The organism is Serratia sp. HNCC26DJ206 (assembly GCF_057180605.1).
In genome coordinates, this window is sequence record NZ_JBXUGP010000008.1 from 1 (window position 1) to 17,821 (window position 17,821).

Sequence of the window (17,821 nt, forward strand, 5' to 3'; positions counted from 1 at the left end):
TGAAGTGGCTGGATATCGTCTTGTGAGTGCTCACACAGATTGTCTGATAAATTGTTAAAGAGCGTGGTTACCGGCATGTTTCTCGGTAACGCGGGAGGTGCATATTACGCTTTCCCGCTGAAGAGTCAACCTTTTTTCTCTATCGAGATGCGGTGTTTTCACCGGGTTGAAACTTCCTGGCTGGGCGACATTCTTTGCTATAAAGAGTTCGTTGTTCCCGGTCAGTGGAGGCGCATTATAGGGAGTTCTCCGAGCGCCGCAACCCCTAAATTCAAAAAACGTTTCAAGCGCGGATATTTTCAACAAAACGCTGCGCAAGGCAGCGTTTTTGTCACTTTTCGTACGGGATACGGCGGAATTCCTGGGTAAAACGCTCTACCTGCTGCCAATCTGTATACTCCACTTCTTTACTGGTATCCGTTTCTCCCCCTGTCATCTTCATGATTAAACGGATCATAACGCGATCGAACCAGCGATAACGCGGATAACGCAATGCACCGGCAAACACAGCACACTGTTTTGGCTGCCAAGGCGATGACAACAAGAACTTACGAGTATAGGCATTGGTTTGCGGTGCACGCTTCTCCGGTTTACGTGCAGTCAGATTCACCGCAAAGAAGGCACTTGGCATTTGGTTCAACTGCTCAGCATGGCGCTTAACAAACCTTTCCAGCACCGGATGGAAATGGCCGTAACGCACAGAGGCACCAATTAGTACCTGTTGGTACTGCTCCAACTCAATAGCATCCGCCTGCAGCAGGTCGATAACGTCACAGCTCAGGGTATCCTGCAATTTGCTTGCTATATAAGAAGCAATAGCGCGTGTTTGCCCATCGCGGCTCGAATAAAGAATCAGTGCCTTCATGGCATTACTCCTTTTATAGGATCACTCACGCCAGAAGGTCGGCGTGAAAAGAACCAACAGCGTAAAGACTTCCAAACGACCAAATAGCATGGTCAGCACCAATATCCATTTTGCCGGTGGTGGCATAGTAGTGAAGTTATCGGCAACCACACCGAGGCCTGGCCCCAAATTGTTCAGTGTGGCAGTTACCGCAGCAAAAGCAGAGAAATCATCCACGCCAGTCGCGATAATTGCCAGCATACTGATGATAAACACCAATGCATAGGCCGAGAAGAAACCCCATACCGCTTCGAGGATGCGTTCTGGCAACGCACGGTTACCCAATTTGATGGTATAAACCGCATTCGGGTGCACTAAACGTTTCAACTCTCGTGAACCCTGCAAATACAGCAACAGAATGCGGATCACCTTGAGCCCACCGCCCGTTGAACCGGCACAACCACCAATGAATGCCGAACAAAGTAACAACATCGGCAGGAACAGCGGCCATTTAGAAAAGCTGTCGGTAGTAAAACCCGCCGTTGTCGCCATCGAAACGACCTGGAAGAAAGCCTGGTTGATGGTTTCCATACCGCTTTTATAGATGCCGTGCCACCACAGTATCAGAGTACATACTGCCACTAGGGTAAACTGCACGGCGATGAACATGCGGAATTCTGGATCTCGCCAGTACACTTTCAAACTACGCCCACTCAACACGGCAAAATGCAGACCGAAATTACAGCCAGATATCAGCAGGAAAACAGCGACAATCGTGTTGATTGTCGGGCTGGCATAGTAACCGATACTGGCGTCATGGGTGGAAAACCCACCGATGGCGATGGTTGCGAAGCTGTGACCAATAGCATCAAACGCCGACATGCCAGCCCCCCACAACGCAAGCGCACAGGCAATCGTCAGTAACACATAAATCAGCCACAAGGTTTTGGCGGTTTCAGCAATACGCGGGCGCATCTTGTTGTCTTTCAACGGGCCCGGCATTTCTGCACGATACAACTGCATCCCCCCAACGCCAAGAATAGGCAGTATGGCTACCGCAAGAACAATGATCCCCATCCCACCCATCCATTGCAGCATTTGGCGGTAGAACAAGATCGCCTTCGGTAAAGAATCCAACCCCACCAGCGTAGTGGCACCGGTTGTGGTTAAGCCGGAAAAGGATTCGAAGAAGGCGTCGGTGAGAGAGAGATTTGGCCGTTCCGCAAACAGGAAAGGTAATGCCCCGACGCTACCCAATACTGTCCAGAACAACACCACAATCAGGAAACCTTCGCGGGGTTTTAATTCATTCTTCTGTTTACGGTTCGGCCACCACAGCATCAAGCCGATCGTCACCGCAACAAAGAAGGTCTGACTGAATGCCCGTCCTGCTCCATCGCGGTATATCAATGCCACCAGGCCGGGAATAAACATCGTCCCGGAAAATAGGATGACTAGCAGGCCCACGATGCGGGTTATGGCGCGAAAATGCATTTCAGCACGATCCTTAGCGATTCAGTTGGGGGAATTATTACGAAATAGGGGTTAATTGCAAATTACCGCGACTCAGATCACGTAATTTATTCCCAAATACCTCAACACCTGTTGCTGGTAAGGCCAGATGCAGCATCACTGCGGCACCATATTCCCCATGTACAATCCGCCCTTCACTTTGCTGCAGCAAATTCTCCACCAGCGCCAACTGCGCATAGTCACACTGCAAAGTATATTCGGCCTGTGGAACCTTGCTACTGACAACCAATTGTTTCAGTGCCTGCTGAACACCGCTACCATAAGCTTTCACTAACCCACCGGTTCCCAGTTTGATACCGCCGTAGTAACGCACTACCACAGCGGTTATCTCACCAATCCCACTGCCCATCAACTGGGCAAGGATCGGTTTACCCGCGGTCCCCGAAGGTTCACCGTCATCAGAGAAACCTAATTGCTGTGAATCATTAGGTGCCCCGGCAACAAACGCCCAGCAATGATGCCGAGCGGTGGGATGTTCCTCACGAACCTGCTGGATAAAGGCTTTGGCCGCATCGACTCCGCAAGTTGGTGCCAGCAGAGTGATAAAACGGCTCTTCTTTATCTCTTCACTCACGCTGATCACAGCGCTAGGGATCGGGTAAGGCTGCATCAGGCCAGATTCAGATCGCGCGTCATGTTCTCAATACGCTTCTCATGAATCACGATATTGTCCTCAATGCGGATACCACCGTAGGGTTTCAGCGCATCAATGCGATCCCAGGCAAAGTGTTTACTGAACTCACCACTACGCCATGGAGCCAACAGTGATTCAATAAAATACAATCCTGGCTCGATGGTCAGCACCATACCCGGTTGCAACACTCGGGTACAACGCAGGAAAGGATATTTTGCCGGTGCTGGCAGATGGGTACCGTGTTCATCCTGCATAAAGCCAGCAGTATCATGAACCTGCAAGCCAAGAGGATGGCCCAGGCCATGCGGCAGGAATGGGCAGGTAATGCCCTGCTCAACCATCGCCTCTTCGCTAATGCCACTCACCAACTTATGGTTTTTGAGCAGCTTGGCGATACGCTGATGCATTTGCACATGGTAATCGGTATAGCGCACCCCAGATTTTATGGTGCCAATCAATGCCAGTTGTTCGTCGTTAAGATCTTTCACCAGATGAGCGAATGCATTACCACTCTGGCCCGCATAAGTGCGCGTCAGATCGGCGGCATAGCCATTGTACTCAGCCCCGGCATCGAGCAAGAAACTCCGGGCTTCAGCAGGTGGTTGATGATCCAGCTTGGTATAATGCAGTACCGCCGCATGTTCATTCAGGGCGACAATGTTGTCGTAAGGGACATCGGTATCGCGGTGACCGGTTGCCGTCAAGTACGCGAGATTGATATCAAACTCGCTCATGCCAGACATAAAAGCCTCATGCGCGGCGCGATGGCCCATCACGGCAGTTTTCTGCGCTTCACGCATGCAAGCGAGTTCATAGCCGGTTTTGATTGAGCGATGGAAATCGAGGTAATTCAGTACCGCTTTCGGATTGATATTCTCAGAAACAATCCCGAGATCGCGTGCACGCTGCTGGGCGTAACCGATATAACCTACACGTTCGCGCTGTGGTGGCAGTTGACTGGCGATATCGTCAGCATTAACCAGCGGCTGCAGTTCGATAGATTTGGTCCAGAAACTGTCCGGCAGTGGCTCGACGCTGTGCCAGTAATCTACCGGGGAATAGAACCAGAGCTTCGGTTTGTTAACACCATCCACCCACAGCCAACAGTTCGGCACGGAAGTCACCGGCACCCAAGCTTTAAAGTTCGCATTCACTTTAAACGGATAGTGGTGATCATCCAAGAAAACCCGTTGCAGTTCCCCGGAGTGGATCAGCAACGCATCCAAGTTATTGCGTTCTAACACTTCACGCGCCCGCTTTTGCAGCGTTGCCAGGTGATCGTTATACAAAGAAGCCAGCGTTTCCATCACAGTACCCTTATACCCTCAAAACGGAATGCGCCATCTTAACACACTGCATCGGCGCTCCAACCCCATCTCCTCTGGCATGCGGAGAGCTTCGCAAACCTGCTGCAAATGCATTGCATCGCGCGTTCAGTCTTTTGGCAACGCGTTTTAACTTGCGTATTTATCGTTCTCAGCAGGAAAAATAACCTATAGTTATATCAATGGATTACTCATCTCCCATGTGATCAATCCTGCAAATACGCAATCTTTTATTTGCATATTATTAACATAAAAACCACACTCCTCATCATCTGGTCATACCAGATCATCTGCGCTGATTCAGGAGATAGACATGCTCTACCAAGGCGAAACATTACAAGTACACTGGCTCGAAAACGGTATCGCCGAGCTGGTGTTCAACGCACCTGGCTCGATCAACAAACTGGATACCAGCACCGTTGCCAGCCTAGGCGCGGCACTTGAGGTGCTGGAAAAGCAAACCGAGCTGAAAGGGTTGCTGCTGCGTTCTTCCAAAGCCGCCTTTATTGTCGGCGCTGATATCACCGAATTCCTTTCGCTATTTGCCGCACCGGCTGAAAAACTGCATGAATGGCTGATATTTGCCAACAGCGTTTTCAACCGCTTGGAAGATTTACCGGTACCAACCATTGCGGCCATCAACGGTTATGCACTCGGCGGGGGCTGTGAATGTATCCTGGCGACTGATTTCCGTGTTGCCTCTCCAGATGCCCGCATCGGCCTGCCTGAAACCAAGCTTGGCATCATGCCAGGTTTCGGCGGCTCGGTACGTTTGCCACGCCTGCTGGGGAATGACAGCGCGCTGGAAATCATTGCGGCTGGCAAAGACATTGGTGCCAAAGAGGCGCTGAAAGTCGGCCTGGTCGATGCCGTAGTGGCAACAGAAAAACTGGTGGAAGCCGCCCTGAAGATGCTGAAACAGGCGATCGATGGTCAGCTCGATTGGCGTGCTTACCGTCAACCGAAGTTAGAACCCTTGAAACTGAGCCCAATCGAAGCGGCGATGAGTTTCACCACTGCCAAAGGCATGGTGCTGCAAACTGCGGGTAAGCATTATCCGGCACCGATGGTCGCAATAAAAACCATTGAAGCCGCTGCAAAACTGGGCCGCGACGAAGCGCTGAAGCTCGAAACCGCCAGCTTTGTGCCTTTAGCGCGATCCAATGAAGCTCGCGCTTTGGTGGGCATTTTCCTCAACGATCAGTTTGTGAAGGTCCAAGCGAAGAAGCTGGCGAAAAATGCCGAAGCACCAAAACAGGCTGCAGTCTTAGGCGCCGGGATCATGGGCGGTGGAATTGCCTACCAATCAGCGCTGAAGGGCGTACCGGTCATCATGAAAGACATTAATGACAAATCCCTGACGCTCGGCATGAATGAAGCCGCCAAACTGCTGAATAAACAGCTGGAACGCGGTAAGTTGGATGGTTTGAAGATGGCGCAGGTGCTGTCCACCATTCAGCCCCGGCTGGATTATGCCGGTATTGAACGGGCCCAGTTGATTGTTGAAGCGGTGGTAGAAAACCCGAAAGTGAAGGCTGCCGTGCTAGCCGAAGTGGAAGGGTTGATCGGTGAAAATGTCGTGTTGGCCTCTAACACCTCAACCATCCCGATTACTCAACTGGCCAAATCGTTGAAGCGCCCGCAAAACTTCTGCGGTATGCACTTCTTCAACCCGGTCCATCGCATGCCGCTGGTCGAAATTATTCGCGGTGAGCAAACCAGCGACAGCGCCATTGCCGCCGTGGTGGCCTACGCTACCCGCATGGGTAAAACGCCAATTGTGGTCAACGATTGCCCTGGATTTTTTGTCAACCGCGTTCTGTTCCCCTACTTTGCCGGTTTCAGCCTGCTGCTGCGTGATGGCGCTGACTTCCGCCTGATCGACAAAGTGATGGAAAAACAGTTCGGCTGGCCGATGGGCCCGGCTTATCTGCTGGATGTCGTCGGTATTGATACCGCTCACCACGCTCAGGCCGTGATGGCCGCTGGCTTCCCTGAGCGGATGAGTAAAGATTACCGCGATGCAGTCGACGTGATGTTCGACAACCAGCGTTTTGGGCAGAAAAACCAGTTGGGCTTCTACCGTTACAGCCAAGACAGCAAAGGTAAGCCGCGTAAGGATAACGACGAGCAGAGCGATGCATTGCTGGCCGAAGTGAGCCAACCGGCACAAGCCATTAGCAGCGACGAGATCATCGCGCGCATGATGATCCCGATGATCAACGAAGTGGTGCGTTGCCTGGAAGAAGGTATTGTCGCCAGCCCGGCAGAAGCCGATATGGCGCTGGTGTATGGTCTTGGCTTCCCGCCGTTCCACGGTGGCGTGTTCCGTTATCTGGATACGCTTGGTACCACTCATTACGTCGAAATGGCGCAGCGTTATGCCCATCTTGGTGCGCTATATCAGGTGCCAGCAGGTCTGCGCGCCAAAGCAGAGCGCAATGAAAGCTACTATCCGGTGGTGGCAGCGGCGCTGTCTGATATCTCCACTGGCCAACCGGCATGAGGTCATAAAGATGGAAAATGTAGTTATTGTTGATGCCGTACGTACGCCGATGGGCCGCTCAAAAGGCGGCGCCTTCCGCCAAGTACGCGCTGAAGATCTCTCCGCTCACCTGATGCGTGCCGTGCTGAGCCGCAACCCGGCGCTGGATGCCGCCGAGATTGACGATATTTACTGGGGCTGTGTGCAACAAACGCTGGAGCAAGGTTTTAACATCGCTCGTAACGCTGCGCTGTTGGCAGAAATTCCTCACCGCGTACCGGCAGTAACCGTAAACCGTCTGTGCGGTTCATCCATGCAGGCGCTGCACGATGCCGCTCGCGCTATTATGGTGGGCGACGCACAGGTCAGCCTGATTGGTGGCGTTGAGCATATGGGCCACGTGCCAATGAGTCATGGTGTGGACTTCCACCCAGGCCTGAGCCGTACCGTGGCCAAAGCCGCCGGAATGATGGGCCTCACCGCAGAAATGCTGGCCAAGATACATGGCATCAGCCGTGAAATGCAGGATGAGTTCGCCGCACGTTCACATCAGCGCGCACATGCCGCCACTTTGGCCGGGTACTTCAAAAATGAAATTATCCCGACCAGCGGTCACGACGCCGATGGCGTGCTGACACGTTACAATTATGACGAAGTGATCCGCCCGGAAACTACCGTCGCCAGCCTAGCGGCGTTGCGCCCGGCATTTGACCCGGTGAACGGCACCGTGACGGCGGGCAGCTCTTCGGCATTGTCCGACGGCGCCTCTGCCATGTTGATTATGAGCGAATCGCGCGCTAAAGCGTTGGGTTTGAAAGCCCGCGCGCGTATCCGTTCGATGGCCGTCGTCGGGTGCGATCCTTCCATCATGGGTTACGGCCCGGTGCCTGCCAGTAAACTGGCGCTGAAACGCGCAGGTTTAAGCGTGCAGGATATCGGTCTGTTTGAACTGAATGAAGCTTTTGCTGCCCAGTCTCTGCCCTGTATCAAAGATCTTGGGTTGCTGGAAAGTATGGACGATAAAGTTAACCTGAACGGCGGCGCGATCGCGCTCGGTCACCCGCTGGGCTGTTCCGGTTCACGTATCTCCACCACCCTGCTGAATAACATGGAGCGCCGCGATGTGCAGTTCGGCCTGGCGACCATGTGCATCGGCCTGGGTCAGGGGATCGCAACGGTGTTTGAACGCGTTTAGCCGTATCTGATTGAACGCCCGCCAAGGCGGGCATTCCTAAGAGTTTAGTTGTCGTACTTCCCGCCTGTCAGGGGCGGGTTTTTTTATGCCTAAAATCCGCACCGGCACCAATAAAAACGGGGCGCGCTTGGCGACCCCATTTTACTGCTGCGTACTTGATTAGATAAACGAGAAAGCATCACCATACATATGCGCTTCTAAAGCGCCGCGCTCGGCACAGAAACGCTCGCGGGCAATCTTCGCCATCTCGAAACGGCCAGCAATATAGATGTCATGCTCTGCCAATGAACCGAAATCCTGCAATACCGCGCTTAATACGGTACCGCTGCGGCCACACCAATCACTCTCTGGCTGTTCCACCACCGGGATCACCTTTAGATTAGGGTACTGCATCGAAAGGTTCTTCAGTTCGCTGAGATCATAAAGGTGCTTCAGTTCACGCCCGCCCCAGTAAATGGAGATTTCACGATCTGGCTGCCGTTCCAGCGCGGCCAGCAGGATAGAGCGGGCATAAGAATACCCGGTCCCACCCGCAATCAGCACCAGCGGGCGGTTCCCCTCTTCACGCAACCAGGCGTCGCCGTGCGGGATATCCACGGTGATCGCCTGCTCTTTGAGGATTCGCTCCATCACCGCCATTGCGTACAGATTCAGTTCCGAAGCACCAATGTGCAATTCGATATAGTCCTGCTGTGCCGGTGTCGAAGCAAGAGAGAACGGGCGTTTATCACGCTCGTCCATCACTACCATCAAGTATTGCCCTGCCTGGAACGAAAACGATCCTTCAGGTACTAAACGTACCCGATAAACGGTATCGGTAATGGCCTCTACGGAGGTCACTTTACAGCTCAATATTGTCATGCGTTCCCTCTGTCGGGTCATCAATGCAAAGCTGAGTACAAAGCCTGACGCTACAACGTCGGTTCTCTGTCACTGAATATGGCGAGTTCGTCCCAGATCTCATCGATGCGCGCACACACCTTTTCATCCATCTTAATCGGACGGCCCCACTCACGCTGGGTTTCTCCCGGCCACTTATTGGTGGCATCCAGGCCCATTTTCGAGCCAAGACCAGAAACTGGCGAAGCGAAATCCAGATAATCAATCGGGGTATTCTCCACCAAGACGGTATCCCTTGCCGGATCCATGCGGGTGGTAATAGCCCAAATCACGTCATTCCAGTCGCGCGCATTCACGTCGTCATCGCATACGATAACAAACTTGGTATACATGAATTGGCGCAGGAAAGACCAGACCCCCATCATTACGCGTTTGGCATGCCCAGCATACTGTTTTTTGATGGTAACTACCGCCAAACGGTAGGAACACCCTTCCGGTGGCAGATAGAAATCCACAATTTCCGGGAACTGTTTTTGCAGGATCGGCACAAAGACTTCGTTGAGCGCCACGCCCAAAATCGCCGGTTCATCCGGCGGCCGGCCAGTATAGGTCGAGTGGTAAATCGCGTTCCGCCGCTGGGTAATGTGGGTAACGGTGAATACTGGGAAGTGGTCAATCTCGTTGTAGTAACCGGTGTGGTCGCCGTATGGGCCTTCGGGTGCCATCTCACCCGGATCGATATAGCCTTCCAGCACAATCTCGGCGCTGGCAGGAACTTCAAGATCGTTAGAGAGGCATTTGACCACTTCGGTCTTGTTGCCGCGCAGCAGCCCGGCGAACGCATATTCGGAAAGGTTATCCGGCACCGGCGTGACTGCGCCGAGAATGGTGGCGGGATCGGCTCCCAAGGCAACCGCGACCGGGAAACGCTCACCGGGATGGGTCTGACACCATTCCAGATAATCCAACGCGCCACCGCGATGCGACAGCCAACGCATAATCAGCTTGTTCTTGCCCAGCACCTGCTGGCGATAGATCCCGAGATTCTGGCGCTCTTTGTGCGGGCCACGCGTTACGGTCAGCCCCCAGGTCACCAGCGGTGCAGCATCTTCCGGCCAGCAATGCATAATCGGGATACGGCCCAGATCAACATCATCACCCTGCCAGACCTGTTCCTGACACGGCGCAGAACCCAACACCTTGGTCGGCATGTTGAGCACTTGCTTGAATTTGGGGATTTTATCGAACAGATCGCGGAAGCCTTTCGGCGGTTCCGGCTCTTTGAGGAACGCCAGCAGCTTGCCGACTTCACGCAGCGCGCTGACGTCTTCCTGGCCCATGCCCATCGCCACGCGCTGGGTGGTACCGAACAGATTGCACAGCACTGGCATGTCGTAACCTTTCGGATTTTCGAACAGCAGCGCCGGGCCGCCCGCACGCAGGGTACGATCGGCGATTTCTGTCATTTCCAGATAAGGATCAATCGGCTGGCTGATGCGTTTTAATTCCCCTCTCTTTTCCAGCAACGAGAGGAAATCGCGTAAGTCACGGTATTTCATGATGATCATTATAACGGCCAGTGAGGAGGGCATTATAAGCCCTCTTCACAGTTGTTGCTGCAATTTTGTTAAACAGCGCTCGGCGGTTCAATGGCAGGTAAAGGGCACTAACGGGCGCAATGCCTGCGTGTCATGATATTCCTGCGTTTCCACGCCATGGCGGAACACCTTGAAACCCTGCTGCCTGGCACTAAAGTAATGTAGATCATTACCGCTGACATACAGCAAGCTGCCTTCGCGCAGTGCTACCACCGACTCGCTTGGGTTAACCGCACAAAACTCAGCCAGCCGCTCATCACGGGTTTCCCCCATGTGGCCACTGAGATGAGCATCAATATAGTGCGGGTTAATCTGTAGCGGGAACAGACCCAGGGCGGGCAGTACGACGCTGTTACGCACCGGCATATCGTTGGTGGTACGGATACTCGGTGTCGCCACGTTGCAACCCGCGCTCCAACCTACGTAAGGCACGTTGCGCTCACGCACCGCGCGCTGGATCGGCACAATCAGGCTCTTTTCGTGCAGCATCTGGTTCAGCATCCAGGTATTGCCGCCGCTGATCAGAATGCATTCAGCCTGCGCAATCGCCACCGCCGGAGATTCGGCATGATGAATGCTGGTGACCTTGATCCCCAACGCCTGGGTTAGCTCTTGCGCTCGCTGATCGTAATCGCTGCGGATCAGGGCATAAGGGATTAATACCGCAGAGGCGATCTTACAGCGTTCAATCATCGCCAACAGTTGGTTTTTGGCATAACCGAGCAGTTCGGCTTCACCGGAAAGTTTGCCGTTACTCAGCAGAAATAGCTCCATATCTCTCCCTCAATTCAGAAATGATAATAACGTCACATTGGTCATCTGACACGCCAACCATACTGTGACAGTAACAAACTTAAAGCCTACTGTTATACCTGAGCAGGGTTGATAAGTGTGTGATATTCCCCTGACTGCCAATGATTCATACAGATAGAGATTGTCACAGACAGAAAAGCCGCGTTACTAGGTATCCGTTGCGGCTTTTGCTATGCTTACTGGCTGACAGAAAGGCATGTGAAATTATGGAATCTTGGTATTTACTTTATTGTAAGCGTGGCCAACTTTTACGGGCACAGGAACACTTGGTACGGCAAGAAGTGAACTGTCTAAGCCCGATTATCACGCTGGAAAAGATCGTACGTGGTAAGCGTATTACGGTCGATGAGCCGTTATTTCCCAACTATCTGTTCGTCGAGTTCGATCCAGAGCGCATTCATACCACCACGATCAGCGCAACGCGAGGTGTCAGCCACTTTGTGCGTTTTGGGGCTTTACCGGCACTTATTCCGCTACAGGTTATTGAAGAGCTTCAGGCACACAGTGATGAACATTATGTCGATCCGCAAACCCCACAGCCGGGCGATGCCGTGTTGATTACCAACGGGGTCTTCGAAGGCTTAAAGGCGATCTACACCGAACCGGACGGTGAAACCCGTTCCATGCTGTTGCTGAATCTGATCAACAAACAGGTCAGCCAAAGTATTGATAACCGGCAATTCCAGAAGCTGTAATGCAAACAGGCACCCTTGGGTGCCTGTTTGGTATTGACCGATTAACGCCGCATCGCATCCTCATGCAGCCACTGGGCAACACGCTTGGCGAAATAGGTCAGCACACCATCTGCCCCCGCACGCTTGAAGCACATCAGGGATTCCATCACCGCCGGTTGTTCCTGCAACCAGCCGTTCTGAATCGCAGCCATGTGCATCGCATATTCACCGGAAACCTGATAGGCGAAGGTCGGTACGCCGAAGGTATCTTTCACGCGGCGCACCACGTCCAGATACGGCATCCCTGGTTTCACCATCACCATGTCCGCCCCTTCCTGCAGATCCTGGGCAATTTCCTGTAACGCTTCATCGCTGTTGGCCGGATCCATCTGATAGGTCTTCTTGTTGCCGCCTTTCAGGTTACCGCTCGAACCCAGCGCATCACGGAACGGGCCGTAATAGCAGGAAGCATACTTGGCGGAATAGGCCATGATCTGGGTATTGACCAGGCCTTGCAGTTCCAGCCGATCGCGGATCGCCCCGATGCGGCCATCCATCATATCGCTGGGTGCCACGATCTCGGCACCGGCCTCAGCATGGGACAGCGCCTGACGCACCAGAATATCTTTGCTGATATCGTTGATCACATAACCCTGCTCGTCGATCACTCCGTCCTGCCCGTGAGTGGTGTACGGATCGAGCGCCACATCGGTCAGGATCCCCAACTCAGGCACGGCATCTTTCAGCGCACGCACGGTACGCTGCACCAGGCCATCCGGGTTATAGGCCTCTTCCGCATGCAATGACTTCAGAGCAGGTTCAATCACCGGGAACAGGGAGATCACCGGCACGCCCAATTTGGCGATGGTTTCCGCCTCTTTGATCAGCAGATCGATGGTCATACGCGAGACACCGGGCATCGATGCGACGGCTTCCTGACGATTGCTGCCTTCCATAACGAATACCGGGTAAATCAGATCATTCACCGTCACTTGATTTTCGGCCATCAGGCGGCGGCTGAAATCATGACGGCGTAGGCGGCGCATACGGCGGCCAGGGAAAGTGCCCGGAAATGCATAACTCATGGTTTTCTCCTTGCTCATACCAGCCGGAACAACCGGCGGGCGTTGTCATCGGTTTTCCTGCCCAGCCACTCAGGATCCTCCTGTCGCCAGGCAGCCACCTGCCGGACAATGTGGGACAGAAAACAGGGTTCGTTGCGGCGAGATGCTGGCTTTGGCTGCAAATCCCGTGGCAACAGATAGGGGGCGTCGGTTTCCAGCAGCAGACGATCGGCAGGGATGTGCGGCAACAGCGCCCGCAATTCCAAGCCACGGCGCTCATCGCACACCCAGCCGGTGATACCGATCGACAGGCCCAGAGCCAGACAACCTGCCAGTTCTTCCGCCGTGCCGGTAAAGCAGTGCACTACTGCGGCAGGCAGTTTATCCAACCAGGGTGTCAGCAGCGCGGCAAAACGTGCGTGTGCTTCGCGGCAATGCAGGAATACCGGCATATTGAGCTCTGCCGCCAACGCCAACTGGGCATCGAATGCCACTTCCTGCTCCGCCGGGGTGGAAAAATTGCGGTTAAAATCCAGCCCACATTCACCGATCGCCACCACCTCGGGCCGCAACGCAAGCTGGCGGATTTGCTGCGCCACCTCTGCGTTCCAACTGCTGGCATGATGCGGATGCACACCGGCAGTAGACCAGCAATAAGCGCGCTGTTGCTGAGCCAACGTACTGGCCGCCTCGCTTTCCTGCAGGTTGGTGCCGGTAATCAGCAGGCCGGTAACGCCCGCTGCGCGTGCGCGTTCAACCACCTGCGGAGCATCTTTGGCAAATTGTGAACTGGTCAGGTTAACGCCGATATCAAACATGGTTTTTCCAAAGCAAAAACCGCCCATCAGGGCGGCTCATTGAATAACAAAGATCAAACGGCAGGCGGCTCTTCTTCACCCTCATCTTCTTCTGCCGGCTTACGCCGTTTCCCTACGTAGAAACGGGCGCAAAATACCCCCACTTCAAACAATAGGTACATCGGGATCGCCAATAGGGTTTGCGAGAACACGTCCGGCGGCGTTAATAACATACCGACCACGAACGCGCCAACCAACACATACGGGCGTTTCTTGCGCAGATCGTCCGGCGTGGTCACACCGCTCCAACACAGCAGAACGATGGCAACCGGCACCTCAAACGCCACGCCAAATGCCATAAACAGCGCCATGACAAAGTTGAGATAGTTGTTGATATCGGTAGCGATCAGCACCCCTACCGGCGCAGTCTTGGCAAAGAAACCAAAAGCCAGCGGGAACACGATAAAATAGGCAAACGCCATGCCGAGATAAAACAACAGGCTGCTGGACACCAGCAAAGGCATCATCAGGCGGCGCTCGTGTTTGTACAGCGCGGGGGCGATAAAGGCCCAGACCTGATAGAGAATGACCGGTGCGGAGAGGATCACCGAAACCATCATCGTTAACTTAATCGGGGTAAAGAACGGTGAGGCCACATCGGTGGCAATCATGCTCGCCCCGGCGGGCAACTGTTTGATCAGCGGCGCAGACACCAACTGATAAATGTCATTGGCGAAAAACACCAACACGATAAAGATCACCAGCACGCTGATAATCGAATTCAACAGCCGCTTACGCAGTTCGATCAAATGACTGATAAGCGGTTGGGTATCTTCAACGGCCATGTTTTAACGTTCGCCACTAGGTTGTTGAGACGCAGGGATTTTATCCGCCACCGGCTCTTGAATGGCCTGCGTTGCAGGGGCTGGCGTCACGGGTGCCGTTGCAGCAACAGTTTCCACAGCGGGCACAGGTTCTGTCGAGTGCGGCACAGCGGCCGGTGCCGATGCAGTGGTTACCGCGTCCGCTGGCGTGACACCGTCGTGAATCGCTTCAGGGTCGGTCGCCACCGGGTTATGAATGGTGTGCGCTGGCTCGTTCGGATCGCTATGATAAGAACGTTTCAGTGACTCTGCCGCTTCTTTCAACTCATCCATGGATGCTTTAAGTTCCGGCGTCAGATTCTGCAAACCGGCACTCTCCACCTTCTTCAGGCTTTCCTGCAATTCCTGCAGTTTCAACTCCTGCGAAAGCTCATTTTGCACCGAAGCCGCCAGCGAGCGCAGCGCCCGGATCCAGCCCGCCACTGTTCTGACCGCCACCGGCAAACGTTCCGGCCCGAGCACAACCAGGCCGATTACCATCACCAGCAGCAGTTCACCAAACCCAATGTCAAACACGGTTTATACCTGCTCTTTGTTCTTCGACTCTTCGGTGGTTTTCACTTCCGGCTGCTTATCGGTGATAGGCTTGGCCGTAAAGTCAGCGTCATCCAGGCTGCTTTTCTCAGCCGTGTTAGCCGGTGGCGTAGTGTCGTCGCCGATCGCCTTTTTGAAGCCTTTGATTGATGCACCGAGATCGGATCCCAGCGTACGGAGCTTTTTGGTACCAAACAGCAGCACCACGATCACCGCGATGATCAACAATTGCGTAATACTAATACCGCCCATTCCAATAGCCTCTAGATTAAAGGGTTATTCCATGTTGCCGCATTATACCCTTTTCATCTTTCAATGGGATATGCAACAACGTATAACCAGATTTTGACTTCATTCAGGTGGTGCGCTTCCAACCCACGCACCAGGCGATCACGCCACCAGCAATCAACCATAAAGGAAACACTTCGACGTCTCCCAACAGCAAAATCGTACCACTGACTAACAGTGTAGCGCCAACCCCAAACAAATACCGTGATTGACCTTGGCGAATACGCTGCCCTTGCATCTGGCTGGTCAGCTTATCGACGCTTTGCTGCAACCGTTTATGCTGCTGCAAGCTATCGTAAAACAGTTCAGGTAACTCAGGCAGTTTCTCGGCCCAGAACGGGGCTTTTTCTTTCAGCGCCCGGATCACGGCGGGGATCCCCACCTGATCGCGCAACCAGCTTTCCAGGAACGGCTTCGCCGTAGTCCAGAGATCCAGTTGCGGATAAAGCTGGCGGCCCAAGCCTTCAACATACAACAAGGTTTTCTGTAATAACACCAGTTGCGGCTGCACTTCCATATTGAAGCGGCGCGCCGTGTTGAACAGGTTGAGCAGCACATTACCAAACGAAATTTCCGCCAGCGGCTTTTCAAAAATCGGCTCGCAGACGGTGCGGATGGCAAACTCAAAATCTTCTACGTTGGTATCGGGCGGCACCCAGCCGGAATCGACGTGCAACTCCGCCACCTTGCGGTAGTCGCGGTTGAAAAAGGCAATAAAGTTTTCCGCCAGATAGCGCTTATCATCCTTGTTCAACGAACCAACGATGCCACAGTCAATACCGATATAGCACGGATCATGCGGGTGCTCGTAGCTGACAAAAATATTGCCAGGGTGCATGTCGGCATGGAAGAAGCTGTCGCGGAACACCTGGGTAAAGAACACCTGTACGCCGCGCTCTGCCAGCAGCTTCATATTGGTCCCCTGCTGTTCCAAGGCTTCAATATCCGACACCGGGATGCCGTAAATCCGCTCCATCACCAGCACGCTTTCGCGGCAGTAATCGGAGTAAATTTCAGGCACGTAGAGCATCGGGCTGCCGTCGAAATTACGGCGTAGCTGGATGGCGTTGGCCGCTTCACGCAGCAGATTCAGTTCGTCCAGCAAAGTTTTCTCGTACTCGCGCACCACTTCACGCGGGCGAAGACGGCGGCCATCCGGCATCAGTTTCGGCACCCAGCCAGCCAGGCGATACATCAACCGCACATCGGCCTTGATAATCGGCCCAATGTCCGGGCGGATCACTTTTAGCACCACTTCCTGCCCGGTGCTTTTCAGCCGCGCGGTATGCACTTGGGCGATAGAAGCAGAAGCCAGCGCCTGCTGATCGAAATCATCAAACCAGGTTTCCAGCGGGCCACCCATCGCCAGTTCGATATGTTGGCGGGCCAACGCGCCATCAAACGGCGCAACGCGGTCCTGCAACAGCGTCAGTTGATCGGCAATGTGCGGAGGAAATAAGTCACGGCGGGTCGACATCATCTGGCCGAACTTGATCCACACCGGGCCCAGTTCCTGCAACGCCAAACGCAGACGTTCGCCCAGCGGCATGTCTTTATGGCGATTCGGCATCCAGAACAGCAGGCGGCGGCCAAAACGCAACGGCCATGTCAGACGCATTTTGGGGATCAGTTCATCCAAGCCGTAGCTGAGAAAAACACGGATAATCAAATACAGGCGGCATAGTTCGCCAGGGGTCATCGTTTACCCTCCAACTTGTCCATTCGGGCAATCAGTGCTTCCGCACTACGGGCAGCGGCATCAACCTCTTCGTTAAACCACACCACTTCAAGCGGCCCGGGGGCCACGCGCCATTCTTCCGTCAAGGTTTCCGCCACATAATGCTGCTGGCGTTGTAAACCTGATTTAAACAGACTGGCACCTTTGCCGACGATCTGGCTGATCCCTTGCGCAGCGATGTCACCGATATAGGGTGCCAACCATTCCGCCGGATCCCATTCCGCCAGATCGAGCAGCGCCACTAACTGCTGCACCACCTGAATATCGCCTTCGACGATCAGCTCACCGCTGCGCATCAGCGGCGAAAGCTGCTGGCGATCGCGCAATTTCAGCAGCACTGAAAGGCGGGTTTGTACCGTGCAATCCGCGCTGTCTTCAGACTGGCCGAGCACATCCACCCGTTGCTCGCTGAACACCAGCACCAGCGGCGCACTGAGCTCTTGCAATTCGATGCGCAACACTTTCCCCACCAGCCGCTGACGCGCGGCCTTCATGCTGCGATCGCGAAATAGCAGGCTATTGAGCGAAGCTTCCACTACGCCGGTCAGTAACGGGGTTAACAGCATTGGCATTTC

General features: G+C 53.9%; 17 protein-coding genes. 3 read left to right on the plus strand and 14 right to left on the minus strand.

Going from position 1 to position 17,821, the window contains the following annotated elements; all coding sequences use genetic code 11:
- Window positions 1-331 precede the first annotated feature (331 nt).
- From hemG to pepQ, 4 genes are read right to left on the minus strand one after another with little or no spacing between them, the layout of a single operon-like run.
- Window positions 332-865, minus strand: a complete 534-nt coding sequence (gene hemG / locus AC2A1E_RS06860; protein ID WP_484383132.1) for a menaquinone-dependent protoporphyrinogen IX dehydrogenase — start codon at window positions 863-865, stop codon at window positions 332-334.
- 21 nt (window positions 866-886) lie between these two features.
- On the minus strand, window positions 887-2,338 hold the full coding sequence (gene trkH, locus AC2A1E_RS06865; protein WP_459400916.1) for a Trk system potassium transporter TrkH: 1,452 nt from the start codon (window positions 2,336-2,338) through the stop codon (window positions 887-889).
- A gap of 37 nt (window positions 2,339-2,375) precedes the next feature.
- Window positions 2,376-2,987 (minus strand): IMPACT family protein, encoded by a 612-nt coding sequence (locus AC2A1E_RS06870; RefSeq protein WP_484383133.1) that lies wholly within the window; start codon window positions 2,985-2,987, stop codon window positions 2,376-2,378.
- A complete protein-coding gene (gene pepQ / locus AC2A1E_RS06875; protein WP_484383134.1) occupies window positions 2,987-4,318 on the minus strand; it encodes a Xaa-Pro dipeptidase in 1,332 nt (443 codons plus the stop codon). Before pepQ ends, AC2A1E_RS06870 begins: the two co-directional genes overlap by 1 nt.
- 331 nt (window positions 4,319-4,649) lie before the next feature.
- Between pepQ and fadB the strand changes: the two genes are divergently transcribed.
- Entirely contained in the window at window positions 4,650-6,842 is a 2,193-nt protein-coding gene (gene fadB, locus AC2A1E_RS06880) for a fatty acid oxidation complex subunit alpha FadB (protein ID WP_484383135.1), read from the plus strand.
- A gap of 10 nt (window positions 6,843-6,852) precedes the next feature.
- Window positions 6,853-8,016: an acetyl-CoA C-acyltransferase FadA gene (fadA, locus tag AC2A1E_RS06885; protein WP_484383136.1), complete on the plus strand. Its 1,164-nt coding sequence runs from the start codon at window positions 6,853-6,855 to the stop codon at window positions 8,014-8,016.
- Window positions 8,017-8,175: 159 nt separating this feature from the next.
- Here the strand turns inward: fadA and fre are convergent, their stop codons facing one another.
- Genes fre through pepE form a run of 3 tightly spaced genes read right to left on the minus strand, consistent with a single transcriptional unit; the run spans window position 8,176 to window position 11,228 of the window.
- On the minus strand, window positions 8,176-8,877 hold the full coding sequence (gene fre / locus AC2A1E_RS06890) for an NAD(P)H-flavin reductase (protein ID WP_484383137.1): 702 nt from the start codon (window positions 8,875-8,877) through the stop codon (window positions 8,176-8,178).
- 50 nt (window positions 8,878-8,927) lie between these two features.
- Window positions 8,928-10,448 (minus strand): 4-hydroxy-3-polyprenylbenzoate decarboxylase, encoded by a 1,521-nt coding sequence (ubiD, locus tag AC2A1E_RS06895; RefSeq protein WP_459400910.1) that lies wholly within the window; start codon window positions 10,446-10,448, stop codon window positions 8,928-8,930.
- Window positions 10,449-10,502: 54 nt separating this feature from the next.
- A complete protein-coding gene (pepE, locus tag AC2A1E_RS06900; RefSeq protein ID WP_484383138.1) occupies window positions 10,503-11,228 on the minus strand; it encodes a dipeptidase PepE in 726 nt (241 codons plus the stop codon).
- 245 nt (window positions 11,229-11,473) lie between these two features.
- Between pepE and rfaH the strand changes: the two genes are divergently transcribed.
- Window positions 11,474-11,962 (plus strand): transcription/translation regulatory transformer protein RfaH, encoded by a 489-nt coding sequence (rfaH, locus tag AC2A1E_RS06905; RefSeq protein ID WP_484383139.1) that lies wholly within the window; start codon window positions 11,474-11,476, stop codon window positions 11,960-11,962.
- Between the two features lie 41 nt (window positions 11,963-12,003).
- On the opposite strand, the gene hemB is transcribed toward rfaH, so the two are convergent.
- The 7 genes from hemB to ubiJ all read right to left on the minus strand — a co-directional run bounded on the left by hemB (window position 12,004) and on the right by ubiJ (window position 17,812).
- Window positions 12,004-13,026 (minus strand): porphobilinogen synthase, encoded by a 1,023-nt coding sequence (gene hemB / locus AC2A1E_RS06910; RefSeq protein WP_484383140.1) that lies wholly within the window; start codon window positions 13,024-13,026, stop codon window positions 12,004-12,006.
- 14 nt (window positions 13,027-13,040) lie between these two features.
- Complete coding sequence (gene tatD / locus AC2A1E_RS06915; protein ID WP_484383141.1) at window positions 13,041-13,823, minus strand: 3'-5' ssDNA/RNA exonuclease TatD; 783 nt, start codon at window positions 13,821-13,823, stop codon at window positions 13,041-13,043.
- 53 nt (window positions 13,824-13,876) lie between these two features.
- Window positions 13,877-14,647, minus strand: a complete 771-nt coding sequence (gene tatC, locus AC2A1E_RS06920) for a Sec-independent protein translocase subunit TatC (protein WP_459400905.1) — start codon at window positions 14,645-14,647, stop codon at window positions 13,877-13,879.
- A 3-nt stretch (window positions 14,648-14,650) separates the two neighbouring features.
- Complete coding sequence (gene tatB, locus AC2A1E_RS06925; protein WP_484383142.1) at window positions 14,651-15,202, minus strand: Sec-independent protein translocase protein TatB; 552 nt, start codon at window positions 15,200-15,202, stop codon at window positions 14,651-14,653.
- 3 nt (window positions 15,203-15,205) lie between these two features.
- Window positions 15,206-15,472, minus strand: a complete 267-nt coding sequence (tatA, locus tag AC2A1E_RS06930; protein WP_484383143.1) for a Sec-independent protein translocase subunit TatA — start codon at window positions 15,470-15,472, stop codon at window positions 15,206-15,208.
- A 103-nt stretch (window positions 15,473-15,575) separates the two neighbouring features.
- The gene (gene ubiB, locus AC2A1E_RS06935; protein WP_484383144.1) at window positions 15,576-17,207 is read right to left on the minus strand and encodes a ubiquinone biosynthesis regulatory protein kinase UbiB; all 1,632 of its coding nucleotides are present in this window, start codon (window positions 17,205-17,207) and stop codon (window positions 15,576-15,578) included.
- Window positions 17,204-17,812 carry a ubiquinone biosynthesis protein UbiJ gene (gene ubiJ / locus AC2A1E_RS06940; protein ID WP_484383145.1) on the minus strand — a complete coding sequence of 203 codons (609 nt, stop codon included), beginning with the start codon at window positions 17,810-17,812 and terminating at the stop codon, window positions 17,204-17,206. Before ubiJ ends, ubiB begins: the two co-directional genes overlap by 4 nt.
- Window positions 17,813-17,821: the final 9 nt, after the last annotated feature.

Excerpts from the sequence above, each read along its gene's own strand:
- hemB (WP_484383140.1), bottom strand. The coding sequence starts at position 13,026 with ATGAGTTATGCATTTCCGGGCACTTTCCCTGGCCGCCGTATGCGCCGC.
- fadB (WP_484383135.1), top strand. The coding sequence starts at position 4,650 with ATGCTCTACCAAGGCGAAACATTACAAGTACACTGGCTCGAAAACGGT.
- hemG (WP_484383132.1), bottom strand. The coding sequence starts at position 865 with ATGAAGGCACTGATTCTTTATTCGAGCCGCGATGGGCAAACACGCGCT.
- ubiJ (WP_484383145.1), bottom strand. The coding sequence starts at position 17,812 with ATGCTGTTAACCCCGTTACTGACCGGCGTAGTGGAAGCTTCGCTCAAT.
- rfaH (WP_484383139.1), top strand. The coding sequence starts at position 11,474 with ATGGAATCTTGGTATTTACTTTATTGTAAGCGTGGCCAACTTTTACGG.
- ubiD (WP_459400910.1), bottom strand. The coding sequence starts at position 10,448 with ATGCCCTCCTCACTGGCCGTTATAATGATCATCATGAAATACCGTGAC.
- trkH (WP_459400916.1), bottom strand. The coding sequence starts at position 2,338 with ATGCATTTTCGCGCCATAACCCGCATCGTGGGCCTGCTAGTCATCCTA.
- tatA (WP_484383143.1), bottom strand. The coding sequence starts at position 15,472 with ATGGGCGGTATTAGTATTACGCAATTGTTGATCATCGCGGTGATCGTG.
- tatD (WP_484383141.1), bottom strand. The coding sequence starts at position 13,823 with ATGTTTGATATCGGCGTTAACCTGACCAGTTCACAATTTGCCAAAGAT.
- pepQ (WP_484383134.1), bottom strand. The coding sequence starts at position 4,318 with ATGGAAACGCTGGCTTCTTTGTATAACGATCACCTGGCAACGCTGCAA.
- fadA (WP_484383136.1), top strand. The coding sequence starts at position 6,853 with ATGGAAAATGTAGTTATTGTTGATGCCGTACGTACGCCGATGGGCCGC.
- ubiB (WP_484383144.1), bottom strand. The coding sequence starts at position 17,207 with ATGACCCCTGGCGAACTATGCCGCCTGTATTTGATTATCCGTGTTTTT.
- AC2A1E_RS06870 (WP_484383133.1), bottom strand. The coding sequence starts at position 2,987 with ATGCAGCCTTACCCGATCCCTAGCGCTGTGATCAGCGTGAGTGAAGAG.
- fre (WP_484383137.1), bottom strand. The coding sequence starts at position 8,877 with ATGACAATATTGAGCTGTAAAGTGACCTCCGTAGAGGCCATTACCGAT.
- tatC (WP_459400905.1), bottom strand. The coding sequence starts at position 14,647 with ATGGCCGTTGAAGATACCCAACCGCTTATCAGTCATTTGATCGAACTG.
- pepE (WP_484383138.1), bottom strand. The coding sequence starts at position 11,228 with ATGGAGCTATTTCTGCTGAGTAACGGCAAACTTTCCGGTGAAGCCGAA.